General features: G+C 72.8%; 12 protein-coding genes and 2 pseudogenes. 4 read left to right on the forward strand and 10 right to left on the reverse strand.

Features of this window, described 5'->3' with window-relative positions:
* Positions 1 to 21 precede the first annotated feature (21 nt).
* From ABD981_RS11620 to ABD981_RS11650, 7 genes and pseudogenes are all read right to left on the reverse strand, one after another.
* Positions 22 to 3,933, reverse strand: a complete 3,912-nt coding sequence (locus tag ABD981_RS11620) for a hypothetical protein (RefSeq protein WP_345529013.1) — start codon at positions 3,931 to 3,933, stop codon at positions 22 to 24.
* Between the two features lie 2 nt (positions 3,934 to 3,935).
* On the reverse strand, positions 3,936 to 4,493 hold the full coding sequence (locus tag ABD981_RS11625; protein WP_123954811.1) for a hypothetical protein: 558 nt from the start codon (positions 4,491 to 4,493) through the stop codon (positions 3,936 to 3,938).
* Between the two features lie 139 nt (positions 4,494 to 4,632).
* Complete coding sequence (locus ABD981_RS11630; protein WP_046909783.1) at positions 4,633 to 6,369, reverse strand: immunity 49 family protein; 1,737 nt, start codon at positions 6,367 to 6,369, stop codon at positions 4,633 to 4,635.
* 193 nt (positions 6,370 to 6,562) lie between these two features.
* Complete coding sequence (locus tag ABD981_RS11635; protein ID WP_046909758.1) at positions 6,563 to 6,898, reverse strand: hypothetical protein; 336 nt, start codon at positions 6,896 to 6,898, stop codon at positions 6,563 to 6,565.
* A gap of 95 nt (positions 6,899 to 6,993) precedes the next feature.
* A pseudogene (locus tag ABD981_RS11640) lies at positions 6,994 to 7,250 on the reverse strand (FAD-linked oxidase C-terminal domain-containing protein); the annotation flags it as partial.
* A gap of 18 nt (positions 7,251 to 7,268) precedes the next feature.
* The gene (locus tag ABD981_RS11645; protein WP_046909756.1) at positions 7,269 to 8,027 is read right to left on the reverse strand and encodes a hypothetical protein; all 759 of its coding nucleotides are present in this window, start codon (positions 8,025 to 8,027) and stop codon (positions 7,269 to 7,271) included.
* Between the two features lie 89 nt (positions 8,028 to 8,116).
* Positions 8,117 to 9,481 carry a glycosyl hydrolase family 28-related protein gene (locus ABD981_RS11650; RefSeq protein WP_046909755.1) on the reverse strand — a complete coding sequence of 455 codons (1,365 nt, stop codon included), beginning with the start codon at positions 9,479 to 9,481 and terminating at the stop codon, positions 8,117 to 8,119.
* A gap of 328 nt (positions 9,482 to 9,809) precedes the next feature.
* On the opposite strand from ABD981_RS11650, the gene ABD981_RS11655 reads away from it, so the two are divergent.
* Positions 9,810 to 10,163, forward strand: a complete 354-nt coding sequence (locus tag ABD981_RS11655; RefSeq protein ID WP_046909782.1) for a hypothetical protein — start codon at positions 9,810 to 9,812, stop codon at positions 10,161 to 10,163.
* 76 nt (positions 10,164 to 10,239) lie between these two features.
* On the opposite strand, the gene ABD981_RS11660 is transcribed toward ABD981_RS11655, so the two are convergent.
* Complete coding sequence (locus tag ABD981_RS11660; RefSeq protein ID WP_123954810.1) at positions 10,240 to 11,178, reverse strand: NHL repeat-containing protein; 939 nt, start codon at positions 11,176 to 11,178, stop codon at positions 10,240 to 10,242.
* Positions 11,179 to 11,782: 604 nt separating this feature from the next.
* On the opposite strand from ABD981_RS11660, the gene ABD981_RS11665 reads away from it, so the two are divergent.
* Together ABD981_RS11665 and ABD981_RS11670 are read left to right on the forward strand one after the other, a co-directional pair.
* The gene (locus ABD981_RS11665) at positions 11,783 to 12,433 is read left to right on the forward strand and encodes a DUF4360 domain-containing protein (protein ID WP_046909753.1); all 651 of its coding nucleotides are present in this window, start codon (positions 11,783 to 11,785) and stop codon (positions 12,431 to 12,433) included.
* A 292-nt stretch (positions 12,434 to 12,725) separates the two neighbouring features.
* Positions 12,726 to 14,018, forward strand: coding sequence for a glycoside hydrolase family 16 protein (locus tag ABD981_RS11670; protein WP_046909752.1), 1,293 nt, complete (start codon positions 12,726 to 12,728; stop codon positions 14,016 to 14,018).
* A gap of 37 nt (positions 14,019 to 14,055) precedes the next feature.
* On the opposite strand, the gene ABD981_RS11675 is transcribed toward ABD981_RS11670, so the two are convergent.
* A complete protein-coding gene (locus ABD981_RS11675) occupies positions 14,056 to 14,895 on the reverse strand; it encodes a LysR family transcriptional regulator (protein ID WP_046909781.1) in 840 nt (279 codons plus the stop codon).
* A gap of 105 nt (positions 14,896 to 15,000) precedes the next feature.
* Between ABD981_RS11675 and ABD981_RS11680 the strand changes: the two genes are divergently transcribed.
* On the forward strand, positions 15,001 to 15,726 hold the full coding sequence (locus ABD981_RS11680) for an SDR family NAD(P)-dependent oxidoreductase (protein WP_046909751.1): 726 nt from the start codon (positions 15,001 to 15,003) through the stop codon (positions 15,724 to 15,726).
* A gap of 21 nt (positions 15,727 to 15,747) precedes the next feature.
* Here the strand turns inward: ABD981_RS11680 and ABD981_RS11685 are convergent.
* Positions 15,748 to 15,867 (reverse strand): annotated as a pseudogene (locus ABD981_RS11685) (glycosyltransferase family 2 protein); the annotation flags it as partial.
* Positions 15,868 to 17,040 lie beyond the last annotated feature (1,173 nt).

Consider the following 17,040-nt stretch of genomic DNA (forward strand, 5'->3'; position numbering starts at 1 on the left):
CCTCGTACCGGTGGCGGGTGGTCAGTCGGCGGACGCGAGGTCCCGTACGAGTCGGAGCAGTTCGCCGACGGCCGAGGGGGGCGTCGCGCCTCCGTCGAGGAAGGCGCCGAGTGCCGCCCGGTCGGCCGGGGTCAGCGAGGCGACCGGCCGGCCGGCGAAGGAGAGCGGGAGGCCCAGGTCGTGCACCTCGTCGCCGTGGACCACGTACCGGCCTCCCGGTGAGGCGGTGACCGTCCGGGGCGTGCGTCCCGAGGGTCCCGCGAACGGACGCGGGGGCGGCACCGGAGCGAGGTCGACGGCGTCGAAGGTGTGCGGGGTCTCCTCCTCCACCGACCGGCCGCCGAGCACCCGCCACCCCGGCACCGCGAACAGGTGATCCATACGGGGGGCTTCGGACATCGCGGTCAGCAGGGTGCGGTCGGCCTCCTGCTCGAAGAGGTAGAGGCCGCCGGTCGAAGCGGAGGTGACCGCCTCGTCCGGAGAGAGGAACACCGCGGCGTCCACCGGGCCGTGGCCGTCCGGCACCCGCCACCAGCCGCGGGGGGACAGCGGATCGAGGCCCGCGTCGGTCAGGACCACGCGGTCGCCGCGCGCGAACAGGATCCGCCGGCCGGTGGGGTCGACGGCGTAGGCGGTGAAACCCCGGACCAGCCCCAGGTCGGCCAGACGGACCTCGCGCAACGGCCGGCCCCGCTCGGCGACCAGGGCGACGCCGGCATCCCACGGCAGGACGACGAACCCGTCGGCCGTGGCGAAGATCCGGGCCTCCATGAGGGTGGGGTCGCTCGCGAGGACCTCCGTCCGTCCGCCGGGCCGGTACAGGACGAGCTCGACCTGGGCCCAGAGGTGGCCCGCGCGCAGGGCGAGGACCGCATCGGGTCCGAGGCAGGCCACCGGTTCGGTCCCCGTCCTGAAGTGGTCCGCCGACCAGAGGAGCGAGCGGCCGGCGAGGTCGTACACGTCGATGCGGGTGGCGTGCTCGCGGCGGCCGCGCCGCTTCCCCGGAAGGTACGTCTCCCACGCCATCGCCGGCTGCTGCCCGGGCGCGAACGAGACCCGCTCCGGTGCGCCGGGGCCGCCGGTGCGGGGCAGCCGCCACACCGCCCGCGCGGCCGCGGCCCGGGCGGCCCTGGCGACGGCGTGCGGCCGCCGGCTCCGGGCGGCGAGCCGCAGCGCGGCCGCCCGGCCGGGCCCGTCCTCGGGAGGGGCCCAGTGGCCGGGGCCGTGCCGGTGGGCGATCCGGACCGCGTCGGGGGCGGGCACCGCGCGCAGGAGGTGCCACAGGCCCGCGGGGTCGGCGGCCCGTACCAGCCGCTCGGCCTCCGCGTCGATCTCGGCCGAACTGCCCCAGGGCAGCCGGTCGGCGCCGCGCCGCCCGCGGAGGTAGTGCCGGGCCTTGTGGATGGCGGTGTAAGCGGCCTCGGCGGCTTCGCCCGGCGTCGGCCCGACGACGGCCAGACGCTCCCGTTGGAGTGCGAGGACCTCCTCGACGAGCGGAACCGCCTCGGTGTGCCGGCCCAGTGCGATGAGCCTGTCCGCGGCCTGGTCGATCCGGTCGGGGAGGGCGTCCCGGTCGCCTGGGCTGACCTCGGCGAGCTGGCGGTGGAGGTGGAGCGCCTCCAGCAGCGCGCCGACGGCTTCGGCGTGGCGGCCGGCCTCCCACAGATAGGTGCTCTGCATGGTGAGGGAATGGGCCAGATTGCGCCCGTGGAGGGCGGGGCTGAGACCGGCCATCCGGCGCGCGTTCGCGACGACGGCCTCGACGGCTTCGACCGCCTCCTGGGGGCGGCCCTCGGTCGTCAGCAGGCCTCCCCTGATCGTCGACACGAGGCCCACGTCGTCGGACATGGACCACCAGCGGAAGGGGTCGTGGTCCACCAGGTCCGTGAAGGACCGATCGGCGTCGGCGAGGGCGACGTGCGCCTGCGGCAGGTCCCCGGTCTCCCAGTGGGCGACGGCGAGGCGGGTGTACGCGAGGCCGAGAGCACCCAGGACGGCGCCGTGTCGCCGCTGCGGCCCCTCGTCACCCTCGTCGCCCTCGTCGCCCCGTTCAGCCTGCTCGTCCTCTTCGTCCGCCTCTCTCCGCTCCCTCGCTGCTGCGCCCCTTTCCGCCTCCGCCCGCATGAGCGTGATCGACTCCTGGAGGAGGACGGCCCGGTGTGCTCCCGGGATCTCGTGGGTGAACGAACCACCCAGGTTGAGCAGGGCGTTCGCGTAGCCGGGCAGGTGCGCCGGGTCCTGCTCGGCGGCCTCCCGGGCGAGGCGTACGGCCTCCTCCATGTGGACGAGGGCCTCGGCTCGTCGGTCCGCCTTGAGGTGCGCGGAGGACAGCTCGGCGTGGAGGCGGGAGCGCTCCGCCGGGTCCTCGGCCCGCTGGAGCCGACGGGTGGTGAGCCGGGCGGCGAGTTCTCCGGCGCCGGCGCCCATGCGTACGTCCCGCTGGGGCACCAGACGGGCGACGGCCTCCAGGACGTCGAGGTCCACGGAGTCGAGGGCGGCGATACCGGCCAGCACGGCGTCGCCGCCCCGGACGGCGAGGGCCGGGTCGCGGCGCAGCAGCGGGAAGAGGACGTCGGGGCCGATGTGCGGCCAGCGCTCGGCGGCGGCGAGGAGGAAGGTGAGGGAGCGGGAGGTCCACGGGGGCGCGTTCCCGGTCTCGCGCCGCAGGATGCGGGTGACGGCCGTCACGGACCACAGGTCGGTGGGATGGCCGCTGACGGGGCTGCCGGGGAGGGTCAGGGCCAGGTAGTCCTCGGCGAGCCGGTCGGGGAGCATCGGTTCGAGCACGTGGGCGGCCGCCGGGTCGCTGGGCGGGTAGTGCTCGGCGTGAGCGCTCAGGAGGCCGTCGACGGGCGTGCGCAGGAGGAGCCGGTCCAGCAGCGGGCGGGCGTCGGCGCGGCGCATCGGGCCGGTGAGGACGGCGGTGAAGACGGTCCGCGCGAGGTCGATGGAGTACCGGTCGTGGCCACCGGGTGGCCGGAGGGCCGGCTGTCCGGCGTCCTGCCCGCCCGGCGGGCGGCGCCAGTTGTCGTGTTCGCGGTCGAGGAGGTACGCGGTCATGCCGGTGAGGTCGGACGGCGGTTCCCGGCCGGCGGCCCGGGCGTCGACGGCGACGAGGGCGGCCATGTGGACGGCGAGGGTGAGACCGAAGTCGGGACGGGCGAGGTCCTGGTACGGCGGACGCGGTGCGGCCGGGGCGGTGGCGTCCGGGTAGTGGGCGGCGAAACTGCGAGCGGCGGCCTCGAACATGCGGAGGCGCTCGCCCCCCTGTCGGCCGGAGAGCGGGCCCAGGGGATGGTCCGAGAGGTCGGTGGCGCGCCGCTGGCGCGTGAGCTGGGCCCGGAGGGCGGGCCAGGGCCGTACCGAGCGGGCGATGAGGAGGACCCGGGCGGGGAGTTCGCCGAGGAGCAGGCCGTTGTGGAAGAGCCACCGCAGATGGGCGTCGGGCCAGCGGTCGGCGTAGTCGACGAGCAGCAGTACGCCGGTCCGGTGGTCGGTGCGGAGGTCCTGGCTGCCCTCGGCGGGCGGATGGGTGTCGGTGCCGTGCACGGCGTCCACGACGAGCCATCCCGCTTCGGCGCTCTCGGCGGCGAGGCGGGCGGCGAGGCGCGACTTGCCCGCGCCGCCGGGTCCGTGCAGCCAGCGCACGGCCGACCGGTCGAGGCGGTCACGCCACCGGCGCAGCCCTGCCAGGTCCGCCTCGCGGCCGGTGAACTCCACGATCTCGCTGCGGGCGTCGAGCATGCGGCTGGGCTGGGCGCGCAGCCAGGCCGAGTCCCGCCGCAGGGGATCGGCGGAGCCGTGCGTGTCGCGTGCGTAGAGGAGGTAGACGGGTGTGCCGTCGCCGAAGACGTGGATGTCGGCGCCGACCGCGCCGTAGGCGAAGCCGGCGACGGCGTGGACCTGCTGATGGACCTCGTCGGGGAGGTCCACGCTCAACGGGCTCCGCCGGTGCCGCCCTGGTCGGCCCGGTCGCCCCGGTCGGCTTGGCCCTCCTGCCCGGCTTGCCCGTCCCGGCCGCCGCGGCCGTCGCGGCCGTCCCGGTCTTCGGGTGGCGGCACGTGTCCGTCGCTCGCCTCGTGGTAGTGGAGGCTGCCGCCCTGGACGGCGAAGAGGGTGCCCTGGTCGCGCGCGGTGTTGTTCTGCGTCCACACCTGCCGCCCGTCGGGCAGCCCTTCGCGCACGCTCTCGACCAGCGCGCGCAAGTCGGCCTCGTACTCGGGGTGCTCGTCGAGCAGCAGCATCAACCGGCGGCGCCACACGGGCAGCAGCTCCGCCCGGATCTCGTCCGCGGCGGCGTCCGGCTCCGCGCGGTCGACCAGCGCCGCGTCCTCGTCGAGCTGGGCCCCGATCGCGTCGCCCCGTGCCTCGCCGTCCCGCCCGAAGAGCCGTACGGCCCCGCTGCGCGCCCCCTGCCACAGGTCGGTGGCCATGGCTCCGATCAGCGCGGTCGCGCCCGCCCCGGCGAGGGCCGTCACCTGCTCGGCCAGCATCCGTCCTCCTGGTTCGGCTCCCCCGCGGAGCCGGTCGGTCCCGAACTGCCCTTGCTCGTGGCCAGGTTAGCCCGAGAGGGACGGAAGGCGCCGGGCCGTCGGCAGCGGGGTCCCGGGCAGGGGAGCGTTCGTGGGACCTCTAGAGGGGCTCGGCAGCCTGCAGGAGGTACTGCGGCAGGTAGGGGGACTCCACGCGGATGCTCCAGCCGCGGCGACGGGCGTGGCACGCCAGGGCGAGGACGTCGAGGTTGACCGAGGCCTCGGGGCCGTCGCCGCGGTCGGCGACCTGGTAATAGGCGCGGTGGGTTTCCAGCGCGTCCGCCAGGGCGAGGTTGAAGCTTTCCTCGTCACCCTCCACGAGCTGCGACAGCAGCACGGCCGGTGGCATCGCGAAGCCCCAGTCCTTGGCCTTCTCGGCCTCCTGAAGCGCCCGCCGCGCGGCCGCTTCGGGCTCGGTGCCCTTCAGATAGGCGTGGAGGGCCGCGCGGTACGCGGTGAACGCGGATCCGTCCGGGTGCGCGAAGGTGGGTCCCGTGAGGACCAGGGGGGCGAGGTCCTCGCGTACGCCGGTGATCAGGGCGAAGGCGACGGCCGTCTGCCAGTACCCGGCACCCGCCGACCTGCCCCGCTCTGCCGCGTAACGCAGCGTGCGCCCGCCGATGGAGACCTCGACGTCCGTGCCCGGCTCCGCCAGCGCGATGCGGAACAGGGCCGCCCCCATCTGCGAGGCCAGGCGAAGGGTGGCGAGTTGTGCGTCCACAAGGTCGCCGGGATTCCCCGCCCGCCACTGGAACAGGCGCTTCTGGTCGTCCATGACACTGCTCAGCCGCGCGACGGCGAGAGGCTTGCCCTCGCCGGCGGTGAACGCCTCCTGGAGGTACGCGTCGTACATGGCGCCGACCCGCTGGATCCCGTCCCGCTCGCAGGCCGGCCGCTCCACCACCAGCGGGCCCGCGGCGAGCGCGGCGACGGCGTCCGGTCGCCGGTCCTCGCCGAACCCCGCGACGCGCGGTCCCTGCGACTCGAAGCCGGTCACCAGCGCGTGCGGGAGGTAGTCGGTGCGGACGGCCGGCGTCCAGCCGAGCGTCCGGTACGCGAGCGCGGACAGTGCGACGGGGACCAGGGGGACGAGGGTGCTCGGTGAGGCCGCCGGGCCCTGCACGGCGGCATGCGCCGTCAGGAGGTCGGCGAGCGTGGCGTCGAACGCCTCCCGGTCCTCGACGAGCAGGGCGCGCAACGCGTGGAGAGCCACACTGTCCGGCCGGTCCAGGAGGGCCTCACCGGTCTCCGCGGCACGGGTACGGATGCGGTCCAGGGCTCCGTCGACGGCAGCGAGCTTGGCCCGCGCGCCGGGCGGGTACTCCTCGTCGTCGCCGGTGTGGTCCAGGACCACGGCCGTCCATCCCGTGACGAGCTCGCCGGCAGGCGTGCCCTGCGCCTGCTCGGCGAACTTCTGCCGGGCGAAGTGGAAGGCCTCGCCGTGCCACTGCGCCTTGTCCCGGAGGACCGCCAGGCACAGCGCGTCCGTCCACTCCCCCGGTGTGACCCGCTCCGCCGGGGAGTCGTCACCCGGGTCGTAGCTCATGCCGAAGTTGACGTACTCCAGGAACACGTGGAAGGTGCAGTGCGGGTGGTACGCGGCGTAGGCGACGGCGCCGGCCGCGGCTTCGGAGGCGTCCTTGAGAGCGGCCTTGGCCTCCGCGCTGTCCAGGTCCGGGGTGGCGACGGAGAGAGCGCCCAGGTAGTCGAGGAACTCGTCCGCGATCGCCTGCCATTCGTAGGTGGCCATCCGGCCGGCCTTCGACATGGAGTGCACTTCACGCCCGATGCGGTTCGTGAAGTCCTCGCGCGCCGCCGACACGACAGCCTCGGCCACCTGGTGACGTTCCACTCGCACTGCTCCGCTCCTCGATCGATTCCTGCGACAGCCTAGGTCCGGGGTCTGACAGTCCGGCGACACGGCCACGGCCCGGCCGGCACGGGCCGCGCGTCACCGTTCCCAGGAGCCCGCCATGGCCGGCCGCACCATGAGGAAGGCGGAGCGTGGGCGTCGCCCCGAGCCTTGGGGGTCAGGCAGGGTGCGCCACCGCGTCCTTCTGCAGCTGGACCGCGGCCAGCAGGCTCAGCTTCGGTTCCGCCTGGCGCAGCGCCTTGACCGCCGCGATCGAGGAGACGTCCCCCGTGAACCCGACCTCGGCGATCCGCCCTCGCACCCACTCGGCTCGGCGCACGGCGTCGGGGACCGCGGCGGCGGCCTCCGCCAGGGCGAGCGCGCGCTCCAGACCCGGCCGCTCGTCGGGCGCGGCTTCGGCCAGCGCGTCCCGCAGAGCGGCCGAGATCGCGTCCGCCTCCCGGACGACGAGAACGGCGTCGGTCTTCTTCTCCCAGCTCAGAAGTCCACTCATAACGATCATGCTCGGGCCCTCGCATCGCTCCGGGCAAGGGATTTGAGGATCCGCAGAGGTAGCCGGTGGGCTTGGGCGCGTGGCCGTGCCGGTCCGTCGACCAGGACGCCCGGGTTGAGGGTGTGGTGGGGGTCCAGGGCGTCCTTGGTGGCCTGGAGGGGCAAGGCGAAGGGGTTCGGGCGCTGGAGGTCGGAGGTGGGGCGATGGTCGCGGCCTACGGCGTGGTGGTGGGTGATCGTGGCCCGGTGGCGGTGGAGGACGTCGGCGGCGACCGCCTTGATGTCGTCCCACACGGCCACCTCGTCTCCCGGGCGGCCGCGACGGCCACCGTGCAGTAGGGGGCGAAGGAGTCCACGGGGCCGGCCCACTCCTACGGGGACGGTTCGCCCGCCCGTCCCACAGGGACGGAAGGCAGGCCTTGCTCCGCCGCCCAGGCGCGCAGTGCGGATTCGGCCTCCTCGCGGGTCTGGGGGCCGCGGTCGATGCGGAGTTGCCGGAGGTGGCGAAGGGCCGCCCCTATCGTCCGCCCCTCGGGCATGCCCAGCAGGGTCATGATCGCCTTGCCGTCGAGGGGCACGGGAACACCACGCAGCCGCTCGAGTACGGCCCTCTCGGCCGCGGCGCGTTCCTCCGACTCGCGCGCGGCCCGCTCCCGCTCGTACCACTCGTCGTAGTCGGCCGCGTCCCGCGCCTCCAGAGCGGCCCGGCGCCAGTCCTCCTCGTGCCGTCCGCCACCGAGGCCGACTTCGGCGAACAGATCGCGGTACTCCGGTGCCCCGGGGGCCGCCGGCTCCGCACCGAGGCGGGCGAGCACCGCGTTGATCGGCCAGCCTTCCCGTGGGCCGCTGAAGTCCTCGGTGTGCGCCGGCCCCCATTCCTGCGCGCCCGCGCGCCACAAGGCGGCGGTCTGCTCTCCGTCTCCGCCCCAGAAGTCCGCCGCCACGTGGGCCACCGGTCCGGTCCGCGAGAGCTCGCGGAGCAGGCGCGGCAGGTCTTCGCAGAGCGCGTCGGACAGCGGCAGGAGCCCCAGGCGCTGCCGGAGCGGGGCGACCACCGCCCCGGGCACTCCTCCGGCCCACGTACGCAGCCGGTCGAAGTCCCCCACGACGGCGTCGAGTCGGTACGACATCCGCGCACAGTAGCCGCGCCGGACCGGCGGCGGCTACTCGCCCCTGCCCCTGCCGCCGCCCTGACGTGCCCCCCGGACGCGTCCCGGGGTCACGCGTTGAGCGCCGACCAGAGCCAGTGGCCGCCGACCCGGACGTACAGCCGCTTGTTCGCGGAGTCCACGGCCATGGTGCCGTCCAGCGGCGCACGGGTGAAGGAGGCGTCGGTGACCGGGCCGGGCACCAGGCGCAGGGGCGGGTTCGGCGCGTTCTTGACGGGGATCGTTCCGGTCGCCTGGGCGCCGAGCGTGCCGTAGCTGTTCTCCACCCGGAAGTCGCCGGTCGAAGACTGCTCGTAGTAGATGTGGGTGCCGGTGGGCGCGGTGGCGTACAGCCCGACGACGTTGCGCAGCACGGCCGTGGAGCCCGGGCCCGAGTAGAGTGCGACGCCCGCGTTGACGGTGGCCTTGTCCCGGTTGGCGATGACCACGTTCTCCAGCGCGCCGGCACTCGCCGCCCAGCTGATGATGTTCCGCGCGGTCGCCGGGGTGCCCGCCGCGAAGTCACCGGCGTAGCAGTAGATGTTGGTGGCGTAGACGTGCCTGCAGCCCGCGTCGGTCTTGAGGTGCGGGCCGCCCTGCATGCGGGACGTCTCGAACTTGCAGTCGGTGATGTAGATGCCGTTGGGGTTGTTGGTGGTGACGGCTCCCTGGCCGACCCAGAGCGCGCCGGTGCCGAAGGCCTCCAGGCGGCAGCCGATGAAGTGGATCTGGTTGATGTTGTCCCTGCTGTGGCCCCAGGCGCCCTCGGTCGCGGAGGAGGCGTTGCGCAGCCAGATGTTGGGCTGGGTCGTGCTGCCGGTGGTACCCGTGCAGTCCTCGATGACCAGGTTGTAGAAGCGGGAGTCCCAGAACTCCACGGCGTCGATGCACATGTCCCTGTTCGAGGTCATGAACACATCGCGGAAGTACGAGTTGTTGTTGTAGTAGAGCTCCAGCAGCAGACCGGTCTTGCCGTTGCCGTTGAAGCCGAGGTTCTCCACGGAGCAGTAGCGGCGGTGGGTGGACCCGGTGGAGTAGGCGGCTCCCGTGCCGGACATCCGCAGCAGGATGCCGTCGCCTCCCTTGACCAGCATGGAGGCCTTCGCTCCGGCGCCGGCCAGGCGGATGCCGTCGGCCTTGACGGCCAGGGCAGGCGTCCCGGCCGCGGGCTTGACCAGGTACTTCCCGGCGGGGAAGTACACGGTGCCTCCTCCGGCCGCGGCCGCCGCGTCGAGTGCGCGCTGGACGGCGGCGGTGTCGTCCGTGGAGCCGTCGCCGACCGCGCCGTGGCCCTTGACGTCGAACCAGTCCGGCGTTCCGGTGGCCGTGGTCGCCGCGGCAGCGGTGGCGCCACCGGATATCAGCGCGGTCCCCGTGAGCCCGGCGACGGCTCCTGTCAGCAGCGCACGGCGGGCTGTCTTCGGCTGTTCGGTCATGGTCTCCCCCTTGGAATGACGGACAACACAGATGATCTTGCCACCTGCCGGCCACAGTCGAGCGCCGTCGATGACCGCCGGCCAGGTGGCACGGAGCCGGGCCCGCTACGGGGATCAGCCCGGCTCGGCCCCGGCTCGGCTCGGCACCGGCCCGGCCCGGCCCGGCCCGGCTCGGCTCGGCCCGGCTCGGCTCGGCACCGGCCCGTACCTGCCGGTCACGGCGACGGCCCGGCACGGAAACCGCGTGGCCGCCGAGTTCCCGGCGCCGGTATCGTCCGGTCTCGGACCAGCCGCACCAGCGGCCACCCGAGTTCAGAGAGCGATGCACATGACCAACCGGCGAGCGACGACGACCCTGTGGCGCCCCACCGGCCCCGAGGAGCTCGATCTGGTCCGCGAGCTGGACTGGCGTGCTTGGCCGCCTCGGCTTCCCGAGCAGCCGATCTTCTACCCGGTCCTCGACGAGGACTACGCGATCAAGATCGCGAGGGACTGGAACGTGAAGCACAGCGGGGTCGGCTTCGTCACCCGGTTCGAGGTCGAGTCGGAGTTCCTGAGCCGGTACCCCGTCCAGCAGGCCGGTGGCCGGACAATCCTGGAGCTGTGGGTGCCGGCCGAGGAGCTGGACGACTTCAACGCTCACATCGTCGGCGAGATCCGGGTCGTCCACGAGTTCCGCTGAGGTGGCACGGCTCGTCGACGGGGCGGGATTACGGCGCGGGTTCCGTCGCACGTCGGTTCCGGACCGGGCCCCGTCCTCATCGCCGTAGCGGAGGGAACGCGAGGCCCGTCGGGGTGTTGAGGCCGGTCGACGGGACGGTGGTCTGGCCGCCGCCGGTCTCCCGGACGCGCACCACGCGGTTGTGGAAGCCGTCGGCGATGTACAGGCCGCCGCAGCCGTCGAGTGCGAGACCCAGCGGGTCGGCGAGGTCGTCGGTGTCCACCGTCGTCTGGCGCCCGTCGCCGGACGCCACCTTCACCACGCGGTCGTTGCCGCTGTCGGCGATGTACAGGTCCCCGGCGGAGTTCAGGGCGAGGCCCGTGGGCTGGGAGAGACCGAGGGTGGGCACGGTGGACTGGCCGCTGCCGTCGGCGGCCACCCTGACCACGCGGTCGTTCACGAAGTCGGCGACGAAGAGGTTCCCGGCGCCGTCCACTGCGAGGCCCCAGGGGTGCAGCAGGCCGGAGGTCCGGACGGTCGTCTGCCCTCCGCCGCCGGCGGCGATCCTCACGACCCTGTCGTTGAAGCTGTCGGCGACGAGCAGGTCCCCGTCGCGGGCGACGGCGAGTCCCAGGGGCCGCGAGAGCCCCTCGGTCGGGACGGTGGACTGACTGCCGCCGTCGGCGGCCAGGACGACCACGCGGTTGTTCCCCGTGTCCGAGACGTAGAGGCGTCCCTCGGAGTCCCACGCCATGCCGGTCGGGCGTACGAGGTCCTCGAAGGGCAGGGTGGTCTGAGCGCCGCCGTCCGTGGGCAGGACGACCACCCGGTTGTTGCCGTAGTCGGACACGTACAGGCTCGTCGGCCGGTGCGGGCGTCCCGGCCCGGTCCCGGTCGCGTCCGCGGCCCCGGCGGGTAGCGCGCACAGGGCCAGGAGGCCCGCCGCCACGGCCAGCCGACGGGCCCATCGGCGCGTCGCAGGCCGTCCGGGGCGCTGCGAGGTCACCGTGCCGGGACCGATCGTCGTACGTCTCATCACTCACCCACCGCGTCCGGGCGGCCGGCCCTCTGCCGTGCCTGCGCCGACCCTAGGGACCGGCACCGAGCGCGACCCGGGGGCCACGCCGCTCCCCCGCCTGGGCACCACTCCAATGCGCGGACTCCTGAGGCCCCGGGGGACTGGGGCGGCGGTATGCGCGACACCCGCCCCCTCCGGTGGCCCGTCTCCCCGCCTTCGCCTGTTCTGCCGCCGTGGCAGGTGGGACGTGGGGTGGGGGTGGGGCCCGAGAGGCGCCACCCGTTGCGTCCGAGCCAGAACGGGGGCTCCCGCGAGGCCATTCTTGGCCGGGCATCCCCCTGCCCCGCGGCGTCGGGGCTCCTAGCATTCCAGCACCCCCGCCCGCACTGGCGGGGACACCGTCGGCGGCTACCTGTCATGCCCATGATGCTTCAACTGTTGCCGGCTGCACCACCCTTCCGCACGACCGGAATCGCGATCCGTACGTGCGATCCGCGGCATCAGGCCACGGGACGGGCATCCGCGCCGAGGGTTCACCGAGCGACCGCCCCTTCCTCACCCGGACGCGCCGCCGCGTGCCCGCGCGCCGCCCGACATCGAAGCTCTGGATGGGAGAACGAACATGAGAATCCGCCTGCTGGTCGCAGCGGCGACCGCCGCACTGTTCGCCTCGGCGATGCCCGCGCACTCGGCACCGTCGTCGATCGTCGACCCGCCCCCGGACCGGATCGTCATCGACATCGCCACCGTCAACGGCTCCGGCTGCCCCCTCGGCACCGCCGCCGTCGCCGTGTCCGAGGACAACACCGCCTTCACCGTCACCTACAGCGAGTACCTGGCCCAGGTGGGCGGCAACTCCGCCCCCACGGCGGCCCGGAAGAACTGCCAGCTCAGCCTCGTCGTGCACGTTCCCCAGGGCTTCACCTACGCCGTCGCCAGCGCCGACTACCGCGGCTACGCCTCCCTCCGGCCGGGGGCGAGCAGCACCGAGAAGGCCTCGTACTACTTCCAGGGCTCGCCGAGCACCGCGTCGCGCACGCACGCCTTCCGCGGCCCGCACGAGGACAACTGGCAGGCCACGGACGAGACCGACTGGGCCCAGCTCGTCTGGGCGCCGTGCGGGGTGCAGCGGAACTTCAACATCAACACCGAGCTTCGCGTCAACCTCGGCACGTCGAACCCCGCCACCACCAGCTACATGACGATGGACTCCACCGACGGCTCCATCAACACCGTCTACCACCTCGCCTGGAAGGAGTGCCCCAGGAGGTGAGCGCGCCCCCCGGCCGGCCCTCCACGGGCCGGCCGGGGCCCTTCGGGCGACTCCGCGCTCGGCGCGCCGGCGTCCGGCCGCCCGGCCGTCCGGCGGCGACCGCCCCATCAGCCCTCGAACAGCAATGACCTCTCCAGTGGCGGGAGTTCACCGGCGGACGTGCGCTTCAGCGGACATCCGGACCTCTTGACGGGTCCTTAACTTACTTCTTAAATCATGCAGGCGATAAACGTGTTGGCAAGGCCCCGGGAACGCGCCACCCTCCCCCCACACCGCTGACGGAAGAGAGACCATGCACTCCTCCCGCCCATCCCGCCACCGCCTCGGCAAGGCCCTTTCGGCCCTCGCCGGCGCCGCGCTGCTGCTCGGCGTCGCCGCCACCGCCCCCTCCCCCGCCTCGGCCCCGGTCCCGGCCGTCGAGGGCGGCACCCGTGTCGCCCCGGCCGCACAGGCCGCCGCCGTCACCTTCAACGAGGACTTCGACGGCCCGGCCGGTTCCGCCGTCAACGCCGGTCGCTGGCAGATCGAGACGGGCGACAACGTCAACAACCACGAGCGGCAGTACTACACCGCGGGCGCGGCCAACGCCGCCCTCGACGGACAGGGCCACCTGGTCATCACCGCGCGGCGCGAGAATCCCGGCAACTACCAGTGCTGGTACGGGCGTTGCGAGTACACCTCGGCGCGTCTCAACACCTCCGGCAAGTTCACGGCCCAGTACGGGCGGGTCGAGGCGCGGATGAAGGTGCCCCGCGGCCAGGGCATGTGGCCCGCGTTCTGGATGCTCGGGAACGACATCGGGCAGGTCGGCTGGCCCGACTCGGGCGAGATCGACGTCATGGAGAACGTCGGGTTCGAACCCTCCACCGTGCACGGCACCCTGCACGGCCCGGGCTACTCGGGCTCCGGCGGCATCGGCGCCGGCTACACGCTGCCCGGCGGGCAGGCGTTCGCCGACGCGTTCCACACCTTCGCCGTCGACTGGGCACCCGACCGGATCACCTGGTCCGTGGACGGGACCGTGTACCAGACCCGTACGCCCGCCGACCTGGGCGGCCGCGCCTGGGTCTTCAACAAGCCCTTCTTCCTGATCCTCAACCTGGCCGTCGGCGGCTACTGGCCCGGCGACCCGGACGGCTCGACCGCCTTCCCGAACCAGCTCGTCGTGGACCACGTCCGCGTCACCACCGGGGACTCCCCCGGCACGGGGGCCCGGATCACGGGCATCGGCGGCAAGTGCGTGGACGTCGCGGCGGCGAACACGGCCAACGGCACCCCCATCCAGCTCTACGACTGCAACGGCACCGCCGCCCAGCAGTGGACGGTCGGCTCGGACGGCACGATCCGCGCGCTCGGCAAGTGCCTCGACGCGGCCTCCGGGGGTACGGCGGACGGGACCCTCGTGCAACTGTGGGACTGCAACGGCACCGGGGCCCAGCGCTGGGCCGTCAGCGGAGCACGGGACATCGTGAACATCCAGGCGAACAAGTGCCTGGACGCGACCGGCAACAGCTCGGCCAACGGCACCCGGCTCCAGTTGTGGACCTGCGGCGGCGGCGCGAACCAGAAGTGGACGGTCGGCTGACCTCGTCGCCGGCCCGGCACGATCCGAAAGACACGGCCTAGAGGCTCGTCGCGATGCGGACGAGGTCGGCGACGGCCCGGGATCTGCTGTGGGGTGGCCAGGCGATGACGGTCGTGACGGGCGGTGCGTCCGGCACCGGCACCGCCGCGTGATCGTCGCGCAGGTGGGCTCGTAGGGACTCGGGGACGAGCGCGCAGGCCCGTCCGAGCGCGATCAGCTGGAACAGCTGGGTGTGGTCGCGCACCTGCGGGCCGGGTCCGTCCGGATAGCCGCCGTCCCGTCGGGGCCAGCGCGGCAGGGGCAGGTCCGTCAGGGTGTCGACCTCGGTCGTCGACAGGTGGGGGCGGTGGGCCAAGGGGTGCCCCGCGGGCAGGATCACGACCTGCCGTTCGGTGTGCAGGTCCTCGGTGTCGAGTCCGGCCGTCGTGTCGAAGGGCCGCTGGAGCAGGGCGACGTCGGCACGCCCCTCGCGCAGCAGCCGTTCCTGTTCGCCGGGCCCGCACAGCATCACCTCGACGGCGACCGCGTCGGGCTCGGCGGCGTAGGCGTCCAGCAGCCTCGACAGCAGTTCGCCGGCCGCTCCGGCCTTCGTGGCCAGCACCACACCGGGCTGCTCGGCGGCTGCGCGGCGGGTGCGGCGCTCGGCGGCTTCGACCGCGTCGAGCGCCGTCCGGGCCTCCCGCAGCAGCACCGCCCCCGCCTCGGTCAAGGCGACCGCGCGGGCCGTGCGGTGCAGCAGTACCACTCCGAGCCGCCGCTCGAGCTGCTGGATCGCCCGCGACAGCGGTGGCTGCGACATGGCGAGCCGCCGCGCCGCCCGCCCGAAGTGCAACTCCTCCGCGACGGCGACGAAGTATCGCAACTCCCGCGTCTCCACCGCGTCATCGTATCCGGCGCCCACCAGGGCCGATATCCGTGCGGTATCGCCGCCCACCCAGCCGGTCTTGGACGTCCCACCCGAGTCCGCAGCACGCTTGACGACATGAGTGAACAGAGGATCGCGCTGGTGACCGGCGCGAACAAGGGAATCGGGTACGAGATCGCGGCGGGCCTGGGCGCCCTCGGCTGGCGCGTCGGCGTGGGGGCCCGGGACGGGCGGCGCCGCGACACCGCGGTGGAGAAGCTGCGCGCGGCCGGGACCGACGCGTTCGGTGTCCCGCTGGACGTGGCGGACGACGCGAGCGTGGCCGCCGCGGCCGAGCTGATCGCCGACCGCGCCGGAGGGCTCGACGTCCTGGTCAACAACGCCGCGATCACCGGCGGCATGCCGCAGACGCCCGCCACGGTCGATCCCGCGACCGTACGGGGCGTCGTGGAGACCAACGTGATCGGCGTCATCCGCGTCACCAACGCGATGCTGCCGCTCCTGCGCGGCTCGGTGTCGCCACGGATCGTGAACATGTCCAGCAGCGTCGGCTCGCTCACGCTGCAGACCGACCCCGGCGTCGACCTGGGCCCGGTGCCCGCCGCGTACCTGGCGTCCAAGACCTTCCTCAACGCCGTCACCGTCCAGTACGCCAAGGAACTGCGCGACGCCGGCATCCTGGTCAACTGCGGCTGCCCCGGCTTCACCGCCACCGACCTCAACGGCTTCCGGGGCGTCCGCACTGCCCACCAGGGCGCGGCCATCGCGCTTCGACTCGCGACCCTGCCCGACGACGGACCGACCGGCGGATTCTTCGACGACGGCGGGACCGTGCCCTGGTGACGGGCTCACCGGGCGGCGACGCTAGATGCGCGAGTTGCGCAGCGACTGCCACACCGCGCCGGCCAGGGCGCGCGTCGACCGCGGGACCGACAGGTGCTCGTGCTCGCGGTAGAGGGCCCAGTTGTACTGCACGAGCGACATCTATGTAGTACTCACTCACGACAGGACTTCTTCCGCTGCGTTGGACCCGTACTCACTGCGGCTGATGCTGTGCGCGTGGTGTCGCAGCCGCCGTCGTGTCGCGGTCCGCTATTGAGATGGGGATACTCAGCACTAGCGGCATTCAGTGGACAGTCCTGGCGCTGGTCTTCGCATGCCTCTGCTTGGTCCGGCGCGTAAGGGAGCACAAAGACTGACAGACGGTCAAACATTGTCAAATACAGACTCGCGTTGAACCACATATGCACGATTCCGGTCCGATTACATTCGCGCGTGAGATCGCCGCGTCGTGCCCATGCCCCATCATCGCGCGCGTGGCTCAACGGATACGACCCTCCCTGTTCGGGACCCATTCCCGTGCTCTACAGTCGGGACCACTCCCGGCTGTAAGTCGGCTCCATCTTGTAGTTACGATTGATGGGACCTGTCAACGTGGGGCAGTACGAGCCTGCCGCTGCGAACGGCGCAGCTTGCTTCTCGCCTGTCTTCTCGGAATGCCACGATGTCGTCGCTGCCCTCGAGGCACAGGCGATGTAGTCCCCGCGCCGCCCCACCTGCTCAGACGGGCCAGGCTTGCGCGGCCCTCCCCTTGGCACCGCCCTGCTCAGGGAGGCCAACTCCCGTTCCATGGAGCCGATCGGCTTCGAGTCGCTGCTTCGGCGTCACTCCGGAGCAGCTCCATGGTAGCTGTCCGGTGGCTCCGGTCCTGTCGTAGAATTCCCTCAGCTCGAGGTCTGGCATAGGGGTCTGCGTGCAGCACCGACCGAACGGCTGCCGCCCAAGATTGGCGCCGAGGGTTGGGTGCAACCACGTGCCATCACGACAGTTACACCCGAGAGGGCACAGCCGCTTGTCGATCCTTAGCCATTACCCACTTGAACGACGCTCTATTCAAGCAATCGCATCCGTGTCAGGTAGTCCGCACCACCGTCCCCAGCCGTGTCTGTCCCCTTTAGGCCGATCCGCGGTACAAACTTGCGCGAATTCCCGTCTGGAAAGTACGCGTTGTTGTCACCTTGGTGTACCTCATAGGCATTTCGCCTGTCGGTATTACTAGTTACGTTGACGCAACCGCTATCGTTTGACACTTTCCGCTTGAGTGAACTTCTCTGTGTCTAGCGACGTACCTGTATGGAGGGACTTAGTCCTCGACTT

Source organism: Streptomyces showdoensis, from assembly GCF_039535475.1.
Lineage (GTDB): Bacteria > Actinomycetota > Actinomycetes > Streptomycetales > Streptomycetaceae > Streptomyces > Streptomyces showdoensis.